The sequence below is a fragment of the Agrobacterium sp. CFBP2214 genome (genome assembly GCF_030209895.1).
GTDB lineage: Bacteria > Pseudomonadota > Alphaproteobacteria > Rhizobiales > Rhizobiaceae > Agrobacterium > Agrobacterium radiobacter.
The window spans coordinates 736,330-754,396 of record NZ_JARVRC010000003.1 but is presented as its reverse complement, the minus strand read 5'-3'; the positions used below and the strand labels follow the sequence as shown (position 1 = coordinate 754,396).

General features: G+C 59.6%; 16 protein-coding genes. 6 read left to right on the top strand and 10 right to left on the bottom strand.

Annotated features, from left to right (window positions below; all coding sequences use genetic code 11):
• Positions 1 to 8 precede the first annotated feature (8 nt).
• Entirely contained in the window at positions 9 to 551 is a 543-nt protein-coding gene (locus QRN60_RS11015; protein ID WP_003494623.1) for an adenine phosphoribosyltransferase, read from the top strand.
• Positions 552 to 592: 41 nt separating this feature from the next.
• Here QRN60_RS11015 and QRN60_RS11010 read toward each other — a convergent pair whose 3' ends face one another.
• The 4 genes from QRN60_RS11010 to ychF all read right to left on the bottom strand — a co-directional run bounded on the left by QRN60_RS11010 (position 593) and on the right by ychF (position 3,608).
• On the bottom strand, positions 593 to 1,201 hold the full coding sequence (locus QRN60_RS11010; RefSeq protein WP_129564918.1) for a class I SAM-dependent methyltransferase: 609 nt from the start codon (positions 1,199 to 1,201) through the stop codon (positions 593 to 595).
• A gap of 63 nt (positions 1,202 to 1,264) precedes the next feature.
• A complete protein-coding gene (locus tag QRN60_RS11005) occupies positions 1,265 to 1,732 on the bottom strand; it encodes a MaoC family dehydratase (protein WP_004430258.1) in 468 nt (155 codons plus the stop codon).
• A complete protein-coding gene (locus tag QRN60_RS11000; RefSeq protein ID WP_004430261.1) occupies positions 1,729 to 2,202 on the bottom strand; it encodes a MaoC family dehydratase in 474 nt (157 codons plus the stop codon). Before QRN60_RS11000 ends, QRN60_RS11005 begins: the two co-directional genes overlap by 4 nt.
• A 302-nt stretch (positions 2,203 to 2,504) precedes the next feature.
• A complete protein-coding gene (gene ychF / locus QRN60_RS10995; RefSeq protein ID WP_004430264.1) occupies positions 2,505 to 3,608 on the bottom strand; it encodes a redox-regulated ATPase YchF in 1,104 nt (367 codons plus the stop codon).
• A 240-nt stretch (positions 3,609 to 3,848) separates the two neighbouring features.
• Between ychF and clpS the strand changes: the two genes are divergently transcribed.
• Entirely contained in the window at positions 3,849 to 4,160 is a 312-nt protein-coding gene (gene clpS / locus QRN60_RS10990; protein WP_026363868.1) for an ATP-dependent Clp protease adapter ClpS, read from the top strand.
• Positions 4,161 to 4,163: 3 nt separating this feature from the next.
• On the opposite strand, the gene QRN60_RS10985 is transcribed toward clpS, so the two are convergent.
• From QRN60_RS10985 to QRN60_RS10965, 5 genes are all read right to left on the bottom strand, one after another.
• Complete coding sequence (locus QRN60_RS10985) at positions 4,164 to 4,616, bottom strand: GNAT family N-acetyltransferase (RefSeq protein WP_111792207.1); 453 nt, start codon at positions 4,614 to 4,616, stop codon at positions 4,164 to 4,166.
• 7 nt (positions 4,617 to 4,623) lie between these two features.
• Positions 4,624 to 5,340: an aminoacyl-tRNA hydrolase gene (gene pth / locus QRN60_RS10980; RefSeq protein ID WP_111792208.1), complete on the bottom strand. Its 717-nt coding sequence runs from the start codon at positions 5,338 to 5,340 to the stop codon at positions 4,624 to 4,626.
• A gap of 105 nt (positions 5,341 to 5,445) precedes the next feature.
• Positions 5,446 to 6,159, bottom strand: a complete 714-nt coding sequence (locus QRN60_RS10975) for a substrate-binding periplasmic protein (RefSeq protein ID WP_004430279.1) — start codon at positions 6,157 to 6,159, stop codon at positions 5,446 to 5,448.
• Between the two features lie 17 nt (positions 6,160 to 6,176).
• The gene (locus tag QRN60_RS10970) at positions 6,177 to 8,564 is read right to left on the bottom strand and encodes an EAL domain-containing protein (RefSeq protein WP_111792209.1); all 2,388 of its coding nucleotides are present in this window, start codon (positions 8,562 to 8,564) and stop codon (positions 6,177 to 6,179) included.
• A gap of 298 nt (positions 8,565 to 8,862) precedes the next feature.
• A complete protein-coding gene (locus QRN60_RS10965) occupies positions 8,863 to 9,471 on the bottom strand; it encodes a 50S ribosomal protein L25/general stress protein Ctc (RefSeq protein ID WP_004430287.1) in 609 nt (202 codons plus the stop codon).
• 305 nt (positions 9,472 to 9,776) lie between these two features.
• On the opposite strand from QRN60_RS10965, the gene QRN60_RS10960 reads away from it, so the two are divergent.
• The 3 genes from QRN60_RS10960 to adh all read left to right on the top strand — a co-directional run bounded on the left by QRN60_RS10960 (position 9,777) and on the right by adh (position 14,617).
• The gene (locus tag QRN60_RS10960; protein WP_107675828.1) at positions 9,777 to 11,861 is read left to right on the top strand and encodes a putative bifunctional diguanylate cyclase/phosphodiesterase; all 2,085 of its coding nucleotides are present in this window, start codon (positions 9,777 to 9,779) and stop codon (positions 11,859 to 11,861) included.
• Positions 11,862 to 11,966: 105 nt separating this feature from the next.
• Entirely contained in the window at positions 11,967 to 12,926 is a 960-nt protein-coding gene (locus tag QRN60_RS10955; protein WP_004430294.1) for a helix-turn-helix domain-containing protein, read from the top strand.
• Positions 12,927 to 13,099: 173 nt separating this feature from the next.
• The gene (gene adh, locus QRN60_RS10950; protein WP_004430297.1) at positions 13,100 to 14,617 is read left to right on the top strand and encodes an aldehyde dehydrogenase; all 1,518 of its coding nucleotides are present in this window, start codon (positions 13,100 to 13,102) and stop codon (positions 14,615 to 14,617) included.
• Between the two features lie 140 nt (positions 14,618 to 14,757).
• On the opposite strand, the gene QRN60_RS10945 is transcribed toward adh, so the two are convergent.
• Complete coding sequence (locus QRN60_RS10945; protein WP_129564917.1) at positions 14,758 to 17,022, bottom strand: methyl-accepting chemotaxis protein; 2,265 nt, start codon at positions 17,020 to 17,022, stop codon at positions 14,758 to 14,760.
• 189 nt (positions 17,023 to 17,211) lie between these two features.
• Between QRN60_RS10945 and QRN60_RS10940 the strand changes: the two genes are divergently transcribed.
• On the top strand, positions 17,212 to 18,051 hold the full coding sequence (locus QRN60_RS10940; protein ID WP_112293529.1) for a glycosyltransferase family 2 protein: 840 nt from the start codon (positions 17,212 to 17,214) through the stop codon (positions 18,049 to 18,051).
• Positions 18,052 to 18,067 lie beyond the last annotated feature (16 nt).

The following is an 18,067-nucleotide window of genomic DNA, read 5'->3' as shown; positions in this document are numbered from 1 at the left end:
GAAATACCATGACCGTTATCGCTTCGGAGCTTTCCGCTGCCATCCGTTCCATTCCCGACTATCCGAAGCCGGGCATCATCTTCAGGGACATCACGACACTGCTCGGCAATCCACGGGCTTTCCGCCGCGCGGTGGACGAACTCGTGCAGCCCTATGCGGGAACGAAGATCGACAAGATTGCCGGCATGGAAGCACGCGGCTTCATTCTGGGCGGGGCGGTGGCGCATCAGCTGTCGGCCGGTTTCGTGCCGATCCGCAAGAAGGGCAAGCTGCCGCACACCACCGTCCGTGTCGCCTACAGCCTTGAATACGGCGTCGACGAAATGGAAATGCATGTGGACGCGGTACAGCCGGGCGAAAAGGTCATTCTGGTTGACGACCTGATTGCCACCGGCGGCACCGCTGAAGGCGCGGTCAAGCTTTTGCGGCAGATGGGTGCGGAGATCGTTTCCGCCTGCTTCGTCATTGATCTGCCTGATCTCGGAGGCCGCAAGAAGCTGGAAGACCTGGGTGTCGAGGTCCGGACGCTGGTGGAATTTTCCGGCCATTAAGGTGAAAGACTGATCAGGGCTGCTGCGGCAGCCCGCTCTTTTCATCCCGTCTTCCGTAAGGCAATCCAAGTCCAGCGGACGCCCAGAGCGCGGTTTCCTGCCTGAATGGAGGCGACTTCTGCCTGGCGGATCAGCGTGAAACCGAGACGGGTGGCTTCGCCTGTCGTTTCCGCCGGTGAAATGGCAAAGGCGCGGCGACCTTCGGGGGCGGGGCCGTGGCGCAGCGACATGATCAGCGAGCCGCCCGTCGCCGTCATTTCCGCAAGGCTCTCCATCGCGGCTTGCCTTGCCTCGTAGTCGACGTGGTGCCAGACGCCGCACAGGACGACCAGATCGAAGACGCCGTGCAGACGGGCTTTCGCGAGGCCGGGTAAACTGTCGTCCAGCCACGTAATCTTATCCGATGGATGTAATTGCATGCCGGGTTCGCGAAGCTCGCTGACCGGCTCGACTGCCAGAACATCGTGACCCTGCGCTGCGAACCATGCGGCGTCGCGGCCGGTGCCGCTGCCGATATCTGCGATCCGGCACGGTGTCGACGGCAGCAGGTCGATGACGGGCGTGTAAATCTCCCGGCAGTCGAGATTATCGAATCTGGAAATCAGCTCCGGCGTTGCCGCCTCGGCATAACCCTTGAGAATATCATCCATATTGACCTGCCCGCCGTGATGCCTGCTTTGAAGCTATCGCGGCGGGGTGATATGGGCCAGCCCCTATTCGAACTCCAGCACGCCGCTGCGGAAGGTCAGCACCGTGTCTCCAGACTGGTTCACGCCCTCATTGAAGGTCGTGTTCAACCAGATGCCGGCCCTTGATTCCAATGGGCGGGTGTCGAGCAGGGTGACGAAGTAGGTGACATCGTCTCCGGCGAAGACCGGTTTTTTCCATTTGAGTTCGCGAAAGCCGGGGGAGGGGCCGAGTTTTGGCGGCTCCAGGCCCTGTTGCTTCAACCTTTTTACCTCTTTCATCCAGTGAGAGAGAAAACATTTCATCCAGCCTGCACCGGTGTGCCAGCCGGAAGCACAAAGCCCACCGAAAACGCTGTTCTTGGCTGCTTCGGCATCGAGGTGAAAAGGCTGCGGATCGAAATCGCGGGCGAAGCGAATAATGTCTTCGGCGGAAAAATGCAGCGTATCGAGGGTGACGCGTTCGCCGATCGGGGAAAGTTCTGCCAGTTTCATGCCGTAACGCCTCCATTACCGCGCATCAGGAACATGACGGTGTTTTCCCCGTGCGACACCAGAACGCCGCGCTGGTTATAAAGCTCGTGGCGTAATTTCACGAGGCCGATGCCGGGGCGCGAAGCGGAAGGGCGCTGCTCCAGCACGATGGATTTTCCCGAAAGCGTATCACCAGCCAGAACCGGTTTCTTCCAGTCGACGTAGTCGATGCCGGGGCTGCCCTGTGAGGTCGAGTCCGAGATATAGCTGTCGGCCATCATCCGCATCAGCAGGCTGCAGGTGTGCCAGCCGGAAGCGGCGAGCCCGCCGAGAATGCTCTGGCGCCCGGCCTCTTCGGACAGGTGCATGGGTTGGGGATCGAATTCACTGGCGAAAGCAACGATCTGCTCTGCGGAAATCGATTGCGGTCCAAGGGGAAATTCCTGCCCTACGGGAAAATCCTCATAGGCATAAGTCGCGACCGGCGTCATGGCGTCCTCCCTTCGCACAGTGAAGGTCGGCGCATCTAAGATGATTTTTCCTTTTACGTAAAGGTCAAATCTAGGGTGCGGTCATATTCGTGAAGAGGCGTTTGGGCGAGCGGGTGCGCCTTTCGCCTTCTCCCCGAGGGGGAGAAGGTCGCGGCAGCGGGATGAGGGGGCAAGGGTCGTGATAATCAGGAGAGCTAGCCCCCTCATCGGACCCTCCGGGCCACCTTCTCCCCGGCGGGAAGAAGAAACAAGCCGCGATGTCCGGGCGACTACGCCCCGACCGTCCCCCATTTCAACCCAGATCAGGTATTAAAGCGGAAGTGGATGACGTCGCCATCCTGAACCACATATTCCTTGCCTTCATCGCGGGCCTTGCCGGCTTCCTTCGCGCCGACTTCGCCCTTGAAGGCGACATAGTCGTTGTAAGCGATGGTGTTGGCGCGGATGAAGCCGCGTTCGAAATCGGAGTGGATGACGCCGGCGGCCTGCGGGGCCTTGGTGCCGCGCTCGATGGTCCAGGCGCGGCATTCCTTCGGGCCAACGGTGAAATAGGTAATGAGGTCGAGCAGCTTGTAGCCGGCGCGGATCAGGCGGTCGAGGCCCGCTTCTTCGAGGCCGAGGGCGGAGAGGAATTCCTTCGACTCTTCATCGGGAAGCTGTGCGACTTCGGATTCGATCGCCGCGGAGATGACGACGGATTCTGCGCCCTGGGCTTTCGCCATTTCGGCAACGGCCTTGGTGTGTTCGTTGCCGTCGACGGCGTCGCTTTCCGCGACGTTACAGACGTAGAGAACCGGGTGCGCAGTCAGGAGGTTGAGGCCCTGAAGGATGCGCAGTTCTTCGGCATCGAGCGTGGAGAGCAGGGTGCGGACCGGCTTGCCTTCGTTCAGAAGCTTCAGCGAAGCTTCCATCAGCGGCAGCTGCGCCAGCGATTCCTTGTCCTTGCCGGTGGCGCGCTTGCGGGTCTGTTCCGTGCGGCGCTCAAGGCTTTCGAGATCGGAGAGCATCAGCTCGGTCTCGATGGTTTCGGCATCGGCCACGGGGTTGATGCGGCCTTCGACGTGGGTGATGTCATCATCCTCGAAGCAGCGCAGAACGTGAACCACGGCGTCCACTTCACGGATATTGGCGAGGAACTGGTTGCCGAGGCCTTCGCCCTTCGATGCACCACGCACCAGACCGGCGATGTCGACGAAGGAGATGCGGGTAGGGATGATTTCCTTCGAGCCGGCAATGTCGGCGAGGATTTTCATGCGCGCATCCGGAACCGCCACTTCGCCGGTATTCGGCTCGATGGTGCAGAAGGGATAGTTGGCGGCTTGTGCCGCTGCCGTTTTCGTCAGCGCGTTGAAGAGAGTGGACTTGCCGACATTTGGCAATCCAACGATACCGCATTTGAAGCCCATGGCTTGAAACCTGTCCGTTTGAAAGAATTCGTTGAGGAGCCTTTTGCGGAAAGGGCAGGGCAAGGTCAAGCCCGCGGGCCGATTTGGGTGGGCAAAGCTCCTTTAATGGTGAGGAATTTCGGGCAGGCTTGCCGATGGCGTGGTTGCGGCGCAATATAAGCGGGTCAAGCGATCGATCTTTCGTCATCAACGGGGTTTCCCATGAACAACCGCGATGAGCGACAGGCACGAGCGGCCGTGATGAGTGACAGTCCTGTCGATCTCAAGCCAAAACCGAAAGTCAAACCAAAGCTGGAGCGGCCGAAGCTCTACAAGGTCATTCTGCTGAATGACGACTATACGCCGCGCGATTTCGTAACCGTGGTCCTGAAGGCCATCTTCCGTATGAGCGAGGAGACCGGCCACCGGGTGATGATGACGGCGCATCGCTTCGGCAGCGCGGTTGTCGTCGTCTGCGAACGCGATATTGCCGAGACCAAGGCCAAGGAAGCGACCGATCTCGGCAAGGAAGCGGGATTTCCGCTGATGTTCACCACCGAGCCCGAGGAGTGAGCGTTAATCCTGCCTTATCTGGAAACCCGTCTTGTTCTGCACGAAGCCGCAGCTTTCGTAAAATGCATGGACCTCCGGGCGCTGCCGGCCGGTCAGCAGCATCACCTTGTAGCAATTCGCCGCAAAAGCGACCTCGACGGCATGGCGCACGACCGCCCGGCCATATCCGAGGCCGCGACGGGTTTCCAGCGTCACCACGTTTTCGATAAGGGCATAGGGACGTGCGGCGCGCGTCAGGTTCGGAACAATCTGCAGCGTGGCGGTGGCGACCGCTTCTCCGCCTTCGGTCGCAAGAAACACGGTCAGGCCCGGCTGGGCGAGCATGGTCGCGAAAGCGGTATCTGCTTCTTCTGTCGTCATTTCCGGATCGGACGGATTGAGCGCCCGGTAAAGTTCAAGCAGTCCAGCCAGATCGCCGGCTTGGGCTTCGCGCAGGACGATGGTCTCCGAAGACATTGGTGATCTAGTCCTTCTTGCCGAACATACGCTTCAACATTTCGGCCATCGGGCCGGTTTCCGGCAGTTTTTTCGGCTGGGCGCTGTTGCGTGCCTGATGGATATGGGATTGCGCGGCGGGTTTGGCTGCCTTGGCCGGCTTCTCGGCTTCCGGCTTGCTGCCCGTGGCCAGCGCCAGCTTGTTCATCAGCTGTGAATCCTCTGCTTTCACCAGCATGGCGGCATTGTCGGTAATGGCGTCCAGAAGCGGATCGAGCCAGACGCGGTCGGCCTTGGCGAAGTCCCCGAGGACGTGACCGTGCACCCGCTCCTTGTCGCCGGGATGGCCGACGCCGAGGCGCAGGCGGCGGTATTCCTTGCCGCAATGGGCGTCGAGCGATTTCAGGCCGTTGTGGCCGCCATGACCGCCGCCGGTCTTGATGCGGGCGCGGCCGGCCGGCAAATCCAGCTCGTCATGAATGGCGATGATGTCTGCGGGTGCAAGCTTGAAAAAGCGCATGGCTTCGCCGACGGATTCACCCGAAAGGTTCATGTAGGTCAGCGGCTTCATCAACAGGACCTTTTCGCCGCCGATCTCGCCTTCGGAAATCTCCGCCTTGAATTTCTTCGACCAGGGCGCAAAGGAGGGCAAGCGCTGCAGCGCATCAACGGCCATGAAGCCGATATTGTGGCGGTTTCCCGCATATTGCGCGCCGGGATTGCCGAGTCCTGCGATGATCTTCATGGGGCATGTCCGCATGTTGCCAGATGATGCTGTTGTCACCACCCCGAAATCCGCCGGCTGTCAATCTTTTTATGGATTTAGGGCTTTTTATGCAGTTTGGATGGGTCAGGGGCTGACGAGATTGTAGCGGTCGAATATCCGCTGCTGCGTTCCATCGGCGATCAGCCGATCCAGCCGGGCCTGTAATTTTGCGATGACCTCGTCGGGCACGCTTTTGTTGCAGGCAAGCCCAAGCTGTTGCCGCGTAAACGTTATCACCTCCCTGAACGTATCGGCGGGCAGGCTTTTGAAAGTGCTTTCAGACATGGGCATCAGGTCGATGCGGCCGGCTTCCAGCTTGTGAAGCGTGATCTCGAAATCCGCACCGACATCCACCTGCGGGAAACCGAGCTTTTGCAGCAGCGCTTCAGTGTAGTCGCCACGCTGGGTTCCCACCCGATATTTCCTGGCCTCATCAAGACTGGAGGCTTCGACATTCGCCTTGCGGCGCGCCACGAGGATATTGCGGTCGATATGGATCGGCGTGACCCATTTGAACTGCTTTTCCCGCTCCGGTGTTCTCGCAGCGGCAAAGACGCAATGCATGGCCTGTGTGCTGGCCAACGCAATGGCTCGCGCCCAGGGCATGACGGCGACCTCGTAACTGGTGCCGGTATCCTCGAGCACGATCTTGAGCTGGTCGAAATAGACGCCGCGCACGCTGCCGTCGCTCGCCTGCAGATTATAGGGTGGGTAGACCTCGGTCGTCAGGAAGAGCTTGGCCGCGCTGGCCGGAGCGGCGAGAGCAAGAAAGATCAGGCAAAAGCGGATCAATCCCATTGCGGCCCCCTGCCGGTTCACGCTTGCCGCGCCGCAATGCGGCTTTTCCCGGACGCGATGTCGAGGGAGGTGATCAGCCTTTCGACCGGCTGCGGGCGTGCGAAGAAATAACCCTGCCCGAAATCCGCGCCTATATCGGTCAGAAGTTCCTTCTGCTCCTCTGTCTCGACGCCCTCTGCAATGACGACGCAATTCATCTTGTGCGAGATGGCCGCGATGCCTTCGACCAGCATGCGGTTGCGCTGCCTGATTTCCATCGTGTCATCACAGATCGAGCGGGTGAAGGACTGGTCGATCTTGACGATATCGACCGGGAAACGGCTGAGATAGCTGAGCGAGGAATAACCCGTGCCGAAATCATCCAGCGCGATGCGGCAACCGAGCTGGTGGATGGCATTAAGGATCGCCCGGATTTGCGGATCGTCCTTCATGATGACGGCTTCGGTGATCTCGACCACCAGCCGTCTGGGAAGAATGCCGTGGCGGTGCAGAACACCGGCGATGCGCGTCGGCAATCCCGGCTCGAACTGCAGCGGCGAAAAATTCACGGCTACATAGGTCTGTTCCATGCCCGGCAGGCGCGACAGTCTGGCGAGATTGGCGATCGACTGATCGAGAATGACATTGCCGATGCGCTGGATGGTGCCGTTTTCTTCCGCGAGGCTGACAATGGCGGCCGGAGAAAGCAGGCCCTTATCCGGGTGGTTGAGGCGCAGCAGCGCCTCGAAACCAGCCGTCTGGCCGGTTGAGAGATCTTGAATCGGCTGGAAATAGGCCTCGAACCAGTCCTCGGAAAGCGCCTGTGCGATATCCCGCTCCAGTTCTGCATGTTCCCGGGCCCGGTCCATGATCGAGCTGTCGAAGACCTGCGAGCCGTTCTTGCCCGTCCGCTTGCGGGTATACATCGCCATGTCGGCATTCTGCAAAAGCTCTGACGCACTGGAGGCGTGCAGGGGATAGACCGCCATGCCGATGCTGGCGCTGAGACGTATGCTGTTGTTCTCGATCTCGAAGGGCGTATCCAACATGGTGCAGATACGCTCGCAGAATTGCAGGGCGCGCTCTTCCACCTTGTCGCCGGCCAGAAGAATGGCAAATTCGTCGCCGCCAAGACGCGATGCGCTGTCCAGCGGCGTCAGCAGCGGCTCGAGCTTCAGCGTGAATTGTTTGAGAACAGCGTCGCCTGCGGCATGGCCAAGATTGTCATTGATCGCCTTGAACCGGTCGAGGTCGATGAAGAGGCAGGCGAGTTCGCTGCCGTTGCGGTCCGCATCGCGGATCTGCAGATCGAGAATGGCCTCGAAGCCCTGACGGTTGAAGAGGCCGGTCAGATGGTCGGAAATGGCCTGCTGGCGATTGCGCTTTTCCGACTGGCGCAATTCGGTCACGTCGGTCATGACGCAGAGGCATGTGCTCTGATGCGCCGCATCGCTGGAATCAAGGGCCTTTTCGAGGATGAGTGCGTCCATGACGCTGCCATCCATGCAATGGAAACGCACGGTGATGCCGCTATGCGAGGTATCGGGCAAGGGGTGCGCTGTCTTGCGCTGCTGAAACAGAAGCCGGTCATCGGGGTGGATGAGATCGGCAAAATTCAGCCCGAGTATCCGGGTACGGTCGTAGCCCGTCGCCTGCACCCAATAGTCACTGACGGCGGCGATGCGGTCGTGCCTGTCGAGTGAGAACAGCATGGCGGGCGTGCGGTTGTAGATTTCCGTCTTTCGCTCATGCGCGTTCTTGATCTCCAGCTCTTCCTTTTCGAGCTGTGTCTGCATTTCGTTGAAGCTTTTCGCCAGCCGGCCGATTTCGTCCTTCGAGCGCCAGTCGACGTGATGGCGCGAACCGAGACGCCGCGTTGCCTCTATCGCGGCCGCCAGCCGCATCAGCGGGCGGATGACCATGAAGCGGTTGCCGGCGATGGCGGCAAGAACGATGGCGAGGACGGCGAGGATGAAAATCGTGATGAAGGCCAGTTCGTTGCGGCTGAGAGAGGTCAGAAGGCTGATATCGTCATAATAGACCGTGAGTTGCCCGACCGTGACGGAGCCTTTCGTGGTCTTGTAGGTCACCTCACGCGTCGTCGAGGCGGCATCCTGAATGATGTCGCTGCCGGCGGTCTGGACGATATCGAGCTGGCCGGATGTGTCCTTGACCTCGACCATGCGGATCACGGGGTCGGAAACGAGGGTGCCGGTAATCTGGTTTATGGTGTCGTCATCAAGGTCCCACAGGGGGCGGGCAAGCGCCTGTGCATTGGTCGACAGCAGAATTTCAAGGTGGTTACGCTGGCTGCGAATGGCTTCGTGGTAGGAAAGCGTCAGCAAAAGCGTGAAGAGCGGGGCGACCACTGTAAGAAGTGCGCCGGAAACAATCGCGATAAAGCGACTTTCGACGGAATGAGCCATGTTCGATTGCAGCTACCCTTTGCCCCAGACTTGCTGCGCCCGTTTCGTCTGTCCGGAGAGGTTTTGCGAAGGTTTTCGGCAAGAGCCTGTTTTCCCATCCCATTTCCTCAGCCCGGCCGGTGTTCCACGACAGCGCAAGGGTATCGTTTCATGGAAGTGTTAATCGACGCTGAAACGGGTTCCGTATCATGCGTGGGTGGCAAGCTTTCTGGTTTTAAAGTTCATAAAAACTAAAAGGCCCGTTCCGAAAACGGAACGGGCCTCATTCTTCAAAGCTATCGGGCCTTGCGGTCGCCGATTATTCCTCGGAAGCTTCTTCAGTCGTTTCTTCTGCAACGCCGCCAGCCGGAGCAACGATCGTTGCGATCGTGAAGTCACGGTCGGCAATAACCGGCGTGATGTTCTTCGGCAGCTTCACATTCGAAATGTGAACGTTGTCGCCGATCTTCAGACCAGCGAGATCAACGGTGATGAATTCCGGAATGTCGTTGGCCGGGCAGTGGAATTCCACCGTGTGGCGAACGATGTTCAGAACGCCGCCGATCTTGATGTCCGACTTTTCTTCGTTGACGAAGTGAACCGGAACTTCGACGTTGACGAGCGTGTTGCCCGAAACGCGCAGGAAGTCGACGTGCATGGTGAAGTCGCGGACCGGATCAAGCTGGTAATCCTTCGGGAGAACCTTGATCTTCTTGCCGTCGACGTCGATGATCGCAACCGTCGTCATGAAACCGCCAGCGTGGATACGCTTGGTGACTTCGTTGGTCGACAGGGCGATGGAAATGGGGGCCTGCTTGTCACCATAGATGACAGCGGGAATCAAACCGTTGCGGCGAAGTTCACGAGAGGACCCCTTACCAACTCGTTCGCGCGCCTCGGCCTTGAGCTCATACGATTCTTTGCTCATGGCAATTCCTTTCGAGGTTATATGGAGAGTTCATGCCGAACGAAGCGACCTGAACCGGAGAGGCCAAAGGCCATCCCGCCCGCGTTGCCTCCAAGGGTGTCTACACGGGTGCGGGCGCTATAATACAAACGGAAGCCAAAGACAAGAGTGGCCCCGTTTTCACGGGTGCCGCTTTATAATTTTATTAGTATTCACTAATTCATCCGTGTGTTGCAACTTTTAATATACGCTTATCCATGCACATAAACCGGGTGAAAACTTGGCGAATGATATGGCTGCGCAGAATTCCAATTGCGTAGATGACAATGCTCAAAGTTCTCCAGTGCCTCACCATCGATCACGACTATCGATACACCGTCGCAGCGGTCTTCGTCTGCATGCTGGGTAGTTTCGTTTCGATGCGCCTTTTTTCAAAAGCACGCTTGGCAACGGGGGTGCAGAAGGTCAACTGGCTGTTTCTGGCGGGCGTCAATGGCGGGGCGGCGATATGGACCACCCATTTCGTGGCGATGCTGGGCTATGTCGCCGCGGGTGACGTGGGATACGATCCCTATTTGACCGGGCTATCGCTTCTGATCGCCATTACCACAACGACTGCCGGCTTCGGCATTTCCGCCTATGGCGGGCGCAGCGTGCTGGTGGAAGCTGGCGGCATGATCCTCGGCCTCGGCATTGCGGCCATGCATTACACCGGCATGGCGGCCTATAATGTTCAGGGCATGATTTTCTGGGATCAGGCCTATGTCATCGCCTCGCTGGTGCTAGGGGCGGTGTTCGGCGCCATTGCGGTCAATCGCATTGCCCGGCCTCTCAACCGTTTCTGCCAATATAGCGCGGTGGCGTTTCTCATCCTCGCCATTGCCTCGATGCATTATACCGGCATGGCCTCGATGTCCTTCGCGTTTGACCCGCGCATCATCATTCCGGAAAATCTGCTGCCGCCGGCCATCATGGGCGGAGGCGCCATTGCGGTGACGCTGCTGCTTCTGGCGCTCGGGCTTTCCACCTATGTCATCGACGCCCAGTCCACCCAGCAGGCGGTTGCCCGCTATCGTCATCTTTCGCTGCACGATCCGCTGACGGGCATTCCCAACCGGGCGGCATTCATCGAGCATCTCAATCGTCGCACGCGCCATGTCTCGCTGGGCGCGCATACCGCGCTTCTGTCCATCGATCTCGACCGTTTCAAGGAAATCAATGACGTGCATGGCCATGCGGCGGGCGACGCGGTGCTGCGCGCCATCGCCGACCGTGCGAGTTCCGTGCTGAAAGCCGGGGAGTTCCTGGCCCGCATGGGCGGCGATGAATTCGTGGCGATGACCCATTCCTATTATACCCGCGCCGACGGTGCGGAGTTCGCCCAGCGATTGATCGAGCAGATCAGCAAGCCGGTGGAATGGAACGGGCAGACATTTTCGGTCGGCGCAAGTGTCGGCATATCGGTTCGCAATACCGGCTCCATCGATGCCGATACGCTGATGGCCCAGGCTGACGTCGCCATGTACCGGGCAAAAAGCGGTACTTCCGATACGATCTGCTTTTACGACAAATCCATGGACGAGGCCGCGCGTGAGCGTAACGTGCTTGCCGTCGCCATGCGCAGCGGCCTCGCCAATAACGAGTTCGAGCTTTATTACCAGCAGCAGAACGACACCAAAAGCGGCAGCATTGTTGGTTTCGAAGCGCTTTTGCGCTGGAACCATCCGGAACGCGGCATGGTCTCCCCGACCGAATTCATTCCGATCGCGGAACAGACCGGCTTTATCGTCGAACTGGGCGAATGGGTTCTGCGAGAAGCCTGCGTGCAGGCCGCTCAGTGGAAAAAATCGCTTGCCATCGCCGTAAACGTCGCGCCGCAGCAGCTTGCGGATAATGATTTCCCTGACAAGGTTGAGAAAATTATTGCCGAGACGGGGCTTGCGCCGGAAAGGCTCGAGCTGGAAATCACCGAAGGCAGCATTATCGCCGACCATCGCCACGCGCTCCTTACCATTCGCAAACTCAAGTCGCTCGGCGTCAAGATCGCGATGGACGACTACGGCACGGGTTATTCCTCGCTTTCGACCCTGCAGAGTTTCCCCTTCGACAAGATCAAGATCGACCGCGCCTTCATTGATGGCCTGTCGACCAACGTGCAGTCGGAGGCGATCGTTCGCTCGACGCTCATTCTGGCGCACAGCCTCAACATTCCGGTGCTTGCGGAAGGGGTCGAGACCAAGGCCCATATCGAGTTCCTGCGGCGTGAAGGCTGCCTGCAGGTGCAGGGCTTCTTTTTCGGAAAGCCCGGACCGTTGACCTCCATCGCCAATCTCGTGGACGATACGTTTCTCTCGGCCGAAGATGAAACGGAAGCGAGCGCCGGCCGGCGTTATTTCAAGGCGGTCCGATAGTCTGGCGCAGCCCGCGGTTGCGCCCGGCAATGGTGGTCGCGAAATTTTTTGTTGAAACGTGAACGCTTCCAGCGCACCATCGCCGAAAAGCTTTGGGAGGAGCGTATGCCGACAGACATCGCCCATGCGGAACGCGTGTATGAAACCGCGCGCCACCGTTCCGCCGCCGCAAGTTCTCCGATTGTCGCCTCCTGGCGTCGCTGCATGGTCAAACATCATCTTGCACCGGAGGAAAACCGCAAGCCGATCTTTCTCAGCGAGTATGAATTCCGCCGCGCCCGTGAAAGTGCGGCCGGCCTGATTGCCGAAAGCACGGATGAACTTGACCGCATTTTCCAAAGTGTCGGCAAATCCGGCTGCTGCCTGCTTTTGACCGATGCGCAGGGTGTTGCCCTGGAAAGACGCGGTGCGGCCGGCGATGACCGAGAGTTCCGAGCGCTTGGTCTCTGGTCCGGCGCTGTCTGGAGCGAGGCGAGCGTGGGCACCAACGGCATCGGCACGGCGCTCGTCGATGAGCGTTCGGTGGTGGTTTATCGCGACCAGCATTTCTTCACGTCGAATACCGAACTCTGCTGCACCACGGCGCCCATTCGTGACCATACCGGCCGGGTGACGGGCGCACTCGATATTTCCACCTGCCGCGATGACATCAACGAGATGACCTTCTCTTTCGTCACCCAGGCGGTGAAGGATGCGGCGCAGCGCATCGAGGGCAATCTTTTCCGTCGCGCCTTTCCGGGCGCGCGCATCGTTGTCGTGCCGAGTGGTTTTGGCGCTGCGATTTCTTTGCTTGCGGTTGATCAGGACGATCTTGTGCTGGGTGCAACCCGCGCCGCACGCCTTGCGCTGAAGCTTGATGATACCCTTATCGCGCAGGGCCTGCCCGCTGCGGATATTCTGCAGGAGCAGCGCCACGACAGCGGTTCCGACCTTGCGGAAGCGGAACGCTCGGCGCTTCGGCGTGTGTTGTCTCGCACCAACGGCAACGTCACGCAAGCGGCTTCGCTGCTCGGCATCAGCCGCGCCACGCTTCATCGCAAGATGAAGAAATTCGACGTGCATTGAGGTCCAGGCGGTTGCGATCCGGCCAATCATGCCGGATCGGAGCGCCTTTGTCGCAGATGTGAGACAATGTGCGCTGCGGAACAGCGCCGCCCCTCTACCGAACCGCGCCATCTAGGCTCACCTTTCTCCCATGCGGTCCGTCGCGGATCGTTTTCATCAGGGAGGATGAAATCATGAATATTCAGGTTCAGCAGAAAGCGGGCGAAGCGCCCTTCAAGCTGAAATATGGCAATTACATCGGCGGCAAATGGGTGGAGCCGAAATCCGGCCGCTACATGGATAATCTTTCGCCGGTCACCGGCCACAAGATCTGCGAAGTTCCCCGCTCGGATGCGGCTGATATCGAGTTCGCACTGGATGCCGCCCACAAGGCAAGAGAGAAGTGGGGCAAGACCAGCGTAACCGAACGCTCCAACATCCTGCTCAGGATCGCCCAGCGTATCGAGGACAATCTCGATCTCATCGCACGGGCCGAAACCTGGGATAATGGCAAGCCGCTGCGCGAGACGACCAATGCGGATATTCCGCTGACGATCGACCATTTCCGTTATTTCGCGGGCTGCATCCGTGCACAGGAAGGCACGATCGGCGAAATCGACAATGACACAGTCGCCTATCACTTCCATGAACCACTCGGTGTCGTCGGCCAGATCATTCCGTGGAACTTCCCGATCCTGATGGCCGCGTGGAAACTTGCGCCGGCGCTTGCCGCCGGCAATTGCGTGGTGCTGAAGCCGGCCGAACAGACGCCGGCCTCCATTCTTGTCGTGATGGAACTGATCGAAGATCTGTTGCCGCCCGGCGTCCTCAACATCGTCAACGGCACGGGCCTGGAAGCCGGCAAGCCGCTGGCGCAAAGCAACCGCATCGCCAAGATCGCGTTCACCGGCTCCACCTCGGTCGGTAAGGAAATCATGCGTTATGCGGCCGATAACGTCACCAACATCACGCTGGAGCTGGGCGGCAAGTCGCCGAACATCTTCTTTGCCGATGTGATGAACGAGGACGATGCCTTCCTCGACAAGGCGCTCGAAGGTTTCGCTTTCTTCGCGCTTAACCAGGGTGAGGTCTGCACATGCCCCTCACGCGCGCTGGTTCATGAATCGATCTATGACCGCTTCATGGAAAAGGCGATCAAGCGCGTTCAGGCCATCAGCCAGGACGATCCGCTCAATCCGTCGACCATGCTGGGCGCGCAGGCGTCGCAGGAACAGTTCGACAAGATCATGAGCTATCTGGAGATCGGCAAGAAGGAAGGCGCCAAGGTTCTGACCGGCGGTGACCGCAAGACGCTCACGGGTGATCTGAAGGATGGCTATTACATTCAGCCAACCGTCTTTGAAGGCAACAACAAGATGCGGATTTTCCAGGAGGAAATCTTCGGTCCCGTTGTCTCCGTTACCACCTTCAAGACGGTGGAAGAAGCGCTCGAAATCGCCAATGACACGGTTTACGGTCTGGGCGCGGGCGTGTGGAGCCGCGATACGAACATTGCCTACCGGGCCGGCCGGGGCATCGAGGCGGGCCGTGTGTGGACGAACTGCTATCACGTCTATCCGGCAGGTGCCGCCTTCGGCGGTTACAAGCAGTCGGGCATCGGTCGCGAGACCCACAAGATGATGCTCGATCATTATCAGCAGACCAAGAACCTGCTCGTGTCCTATAGCCCGAACAAGGTCGGCTTCTTCTGAGTTCCTCCCCGGAAGCCGGCGACGGATCATCACGATCAAGCCGGCGTGTTCCCAGGGGCTCCGGCCCCTGGGAGCCCGGATCGGGTTTTCAGGCAAAATAAAAGGCCGGAGGTTTTGCCTCCGGCCTTTTTCGTTGCGACTTATGCCGCGTAACGCTGATCCCGCTGCCTTACGGCGGCGACGGAGAATTGCCCCACCTGTTCGGTCAGACCGTCCGCCTCGCTGGATAGCGAGAAGGCTGCGGCTGTCGTTTCCTCCACCATGGCCGCGTTCTGTTGCGTCACATGGTCGAGTTCGTTGACGGAGGCATTGATTTCGCTGAGGCGGCCGGACTGTTCGCGCGATGCGGTGGCGATTTCACCGATCTGGTCGTTGACCGACTGGATGCGCTTCTGGATCTGCTCCAGGCTTTCCCCGGTCTTCAGCACCAACGCCACGCCACTTTCCACATCACCCGCAGAGGTGGCGATGAGCGTCGTGATGTCACGGGCGGCGGCTGCCGATTTCTGGGCGAGTTCGCGCACTTCCTGCGCCACAACGGCAAAGCCCTTTCCGGCTTCTCCGGCGCGCGCGGCTTCCACGCCGGCATTCAGCGCCAGCAGATTGGTCTGGAAGGCGATCTGGTCGATGACGTCGATGATCTGGCGGATCTTGGCCGACGAGGTCTCGATGCGTTCCATCGCAACGATCGCCTCTTTGACGACCGCCGTGGATTTATGGGCGTCCTGCATCGTGCCCGCCGTCGCCTCGACGGCGACATTGCAGCGCGACAAGGACAGATTGACAGCCTGCGTCATGTCTCCGAGAGCAGCGGCCGCTTCCTCAAGGGCTGCGGCCTGGCGTTCCGTGCGCCGCGACAGGTCTTCCGATGCGCTTTTCAGTTCGCCGGAGCCCGAGCGGATGGCGTTTGCGCTTTCGCCAATATTGGAGATCGTCGCTTCCAGGCCCGCCATGGAGTTGTTGAAGTCGACGCGCAGGTGATCGAGCGAAGGCACGAAGGATTTCTCGATGCGAAGATCGAGCCTGCCGGCCGCAAGATTGGCAAGACCGGTGGCAAGGGCATCGACGGCTTCTTCCAGTTCCCTGGCGCTTCTTGCCTTTTCCATCTCCCGCTGGGCGCGTTCCTCGTCCAGTTCCTCGCCTTTGCGATGGGCTTCCGTTTCCATGCGCTGCTTGTCCAGAATGCCCTGCCGGAAGGATTCCAGCGCGCGCGCCATGGTGCCTATCTCATCGCCGCGCGAAACGGCCTTGATCTCGATATTGTTCTCGCCGCCGTTCAGGCGCTCCATCAGCCCGGCAAGGCCGGTCAGCGGTTTTGTGAGACCAGCGGAAACGAAAATGCCGATCAGCGTCATGATCGCAAGCACGGCCAGTGTCGCAAGCGTCGCCCAGAAGGCGAGATCGTTGGCGGCGGCGAGAACCTTGCTCTCCTGCTGACCAATGGCCAGAAGATGTTTCTGTCCGAAGACGGAGACCGGGCGATAGGCATAGAAGATGTTGCCCGCAGGCGTCTGCGCCATCACCGTTCCGGCCTCGTTTGCGTTGGAAAGAGCCGCGAGGCTTTCGGAAACGGCGGCATCCGCGCCGCCCGAAAGAACGCCAGCCCGGCGTTTGCCGTCGGCGTTCAGAAGAACGGCGTCATCGATGGTCTTGCCGGTTTCCTCGGGCGTCACGACTGCGCCGATGCGATCGGCGGCGATGCGCATGATGACGGCGCCCTTGCGCTGCAGCTGGCCCCAGTTGGAAACGGCGAGCGGCATGCCGATCATGGCCGAATCATTTTCCCCACCGCTGAAGCCGGTGGTGCTGACGACACCGTCCTTGCCGGCCTCGATGCGGTCGAACAGCTCCTTGATCGCGGCGTTCTGCGGTTCCGTCACGCTGGTCAGGAAGTTTTTCCCCTTGGTCACGGTGTATATAATGAGGCCGCTCTTATCGATGACATAGATGTCGCTGACGCGGGTGTTGCGCCAGACGCTGGCGATGGTGGAATTGATCGTGGCATGGCGAATGGCATAAAGCAGTCGCAACCCTTCGCCGTTGAAGGAGGCGCGCTCCTCCTCGGAGACGCCGTCGCGGCGGAAAGCCTGGAGGATCGCATCCCTTTCCGTCGGCACAACTGTGGTCATCGTCTCCAGTGCCTGCGCGACCGCGGCGTTTTGCGACAGTTCGGAAATGCTCTGTTCGACGCGCAAAGTATAGGCGTCAAGCTGTTTGGACTGGTTGCTTGCAACCGTCTCGAGCCTGATTTCGCTGGCGTCGATCAGGCCCGACTTGCCCATCTCGTAGGACAACAACCCCACGGACAGGCATGAAACCAGCGTTGCACCCGTGACGAGCGCAGCAAATTTGGCTTTTATCGACAATGATTTAGCTTTTACAGCAGTCGGATTCCCACCCGGCATCCTGTTTCCTCCCCCAAAAAAACGTGAGCGCACGGTGACAAAAATTGCTTACGGCCGCGTTAAAAGCACTGCGAATTGTACGATTATTTCCCGCATACCGTGAAAAAATAACCGGCCGCCACTGAGGCGTTTCCCGTAATAAAACTGCAATAGAACGGGCGCATATCGGGTGAAGTTCAACGGCTGTTCATGTTCATGCAAGCTTTTCGCGCTCCTTCTCTCGCCACTATCAATGATGTCTGCGGACTGAATGCAGACGGATATGACGGAGCCAGCGTGAGACCGAGGCCGGATTTCGCCGTTGTCGTGCCGATGCACAATGAGGAAGCGAGCGTCGAAACGCTCGTGGCGGAGATCGTTGCTGCCTGCCAGCCGGTTGGCGACTTCGAGATCGTGGTGGTGGACGACGCATCTGCCGACGGCACGGTCCAGGCGGTGCTTGCGCTCGGTGACCGTTATCCGATGTTGCGGCTCGTGCGGCATGACCGCCAGGGCGGGCAATCGGCGGCGATCCATAGCGGTGTGCAGGCGGCGCGTGCGCCTGTTATCTGTATGCTTGATGGAGACGGGCAAAACCCGCCGGACAATCTGCCGGCACTTCTCGCGCCGCTTCTGTCCGCCAGCGCCCCGAGCCGGCTCGGCCTCGTCGCCGGCCAGCGTGTCGGCCGGCGTGATACGCTTGGAAAACGCCTTTCCTCCCGCTTCGCCAACGGGCTTCGGGCGCGGATATTGAAGGATGGCACGCGCGATACAGGCTGCGGTCTCAAGGCCTTCCGCCGCGACGCCTATCTCGCCTTGCCCTATTTCGATCATCACCACCGCTATTTTCCGGCGCTGTTCAGTCGTGACGGCTGGCAGGTTGCCCATGTCGACGTCACGCACCGGGCGCGGCTGCATGGAAATTCCCATTACACCAATATCGGCCGCGCGCTTGTCGGCATCCACGATCTGATCGGTGTCGCCTGGCTTTTGCGCCGGCGCAAGCGGTCAAGCTGGGCTGAAACTTTCAAAACGGAGACATTGCCGTGAATGCACCGGCTTTATG

What these genes read in the sequence shown, in the direction of transcription:
- QRN60_RS11015 (WP_003494623.1), top strand. Translation starts at nt 9, where the DNA reads ATGACCGTTATCGCTTCGGAGCTTTCCGCTGCCATCCGTTCCATTCCC.
- QRN60_RS11010 (WP_129564918.1), bottom strand. Translation starts at nt 1,201, where the DNA reads ATGGATGATATTCTCAAGGGTTATGCCGAGGCGGCAACGCCGGAGCTG.
- QRN60_RS11005 (WP_004430258.1), bottom strand. Translation starts at nt 1,732, where the DNA reads ATGAAACTGGCAGAACTTTCCCCGATCGGCGAACGCGTCACCCTCGAT.
- QRN60_RS11000 (WP_004430261.1), bottom strand. Translation starts at nt 2,202, where the DNA reads ATGACGCCGGTCGCGACTTATGCCTATGAGGATTTTCCCGTAGGGCAG.
- ychF (WP_004430264.1), bottom strand. Translation starts at nt 3,608, where the DNA reads ATGGGCTTCAAATGCGGTATCGTTGGATTGCCAAATGTCGGCAAGTCC.
- clpS (WP_026363868.1), top strand. Translation starts at nt 3,849, where the DNA reads ATGAGTGACAGTCCTGTCGATCTCAAGCCAAAACCGAAAGTCAAACCA.
- QRN60_RS10985 (WP_111792207.1), bottom strand. Translation starts at nt 4,616, where the DNA reads ATGTCTTCGGAGACCATCGTCCTGCGCGAAGCCCAAGCCGGCGATCTG.
- pth (WP_111792208.1), bottom strand. Translation starts at nt 5,340, where the DNA reads ATGAAGATCATCGCAGGACTCGGCAATCCCGGCGCGCAATATGCGGGA.
- QRN60_RS10975 (WP_004430279.1), bottom strand. Translation starts at nt 6,159, where the DNA reads ATGGGATTGATCCGCTTTTGCCTGATCTTTCTTGCTCTCGCCGCTCCG.
- QRN60_RS10970 (WP_111792209.1), bottom strand. Translation starts at nt 8,564, where the DNA reads ATGGCTCATTCCGTCGAAAGTCGCTTTATCGCGATTGTTTCCGGCGCA.
- QRN60_RS10965 (WP_004430287.1), bottom strand. Translation starts at nt 9,471, where the DNA reads ATGAGCAAAGAATCGTATGAGCTCAAGGCCGAGGCGCGCGAACGAGTT.
- QRN60_RS10960 (WP_107675828.1), top strand. Translation starts at nt 9,777, where the DNA reads ATGCTCAAAGTTCTCCAGTGCCTCACCATCGATCACGACTATCGATAC.
- QRN60_RS10955 (WP_004430294.1), top strand. Translation starts at nt 11,967, where the DNA reads ATGCCGACAGACATCGCCCATGCGGAACGCGTGTATGAAACCGCGCGC.
- adh (WP_004430297.1), top strand. Translation starts at nt 13,100, where the DNA reads ATGAATATTCAGGTTCAGCAGAAAGCGGGCGAAGCGCCCTTCAAGCTG.
- QRN60_RS10945 (WP_129564917.1), bottom strand. Translation starts at nt 17,022, where the DNA reads ATGCCGGGTGGGAATCCGACTGCTGTAAAAGCTAAATCATTGTCGATA.
- QRN60_RS10940 (WP_112293529.1), top strand. Translation starts at nt 17,212, where the DNA reads ATGTTCATGCAAGCTTTTCGCGCTCCTTCTCTCGCCACTATCAATGAT.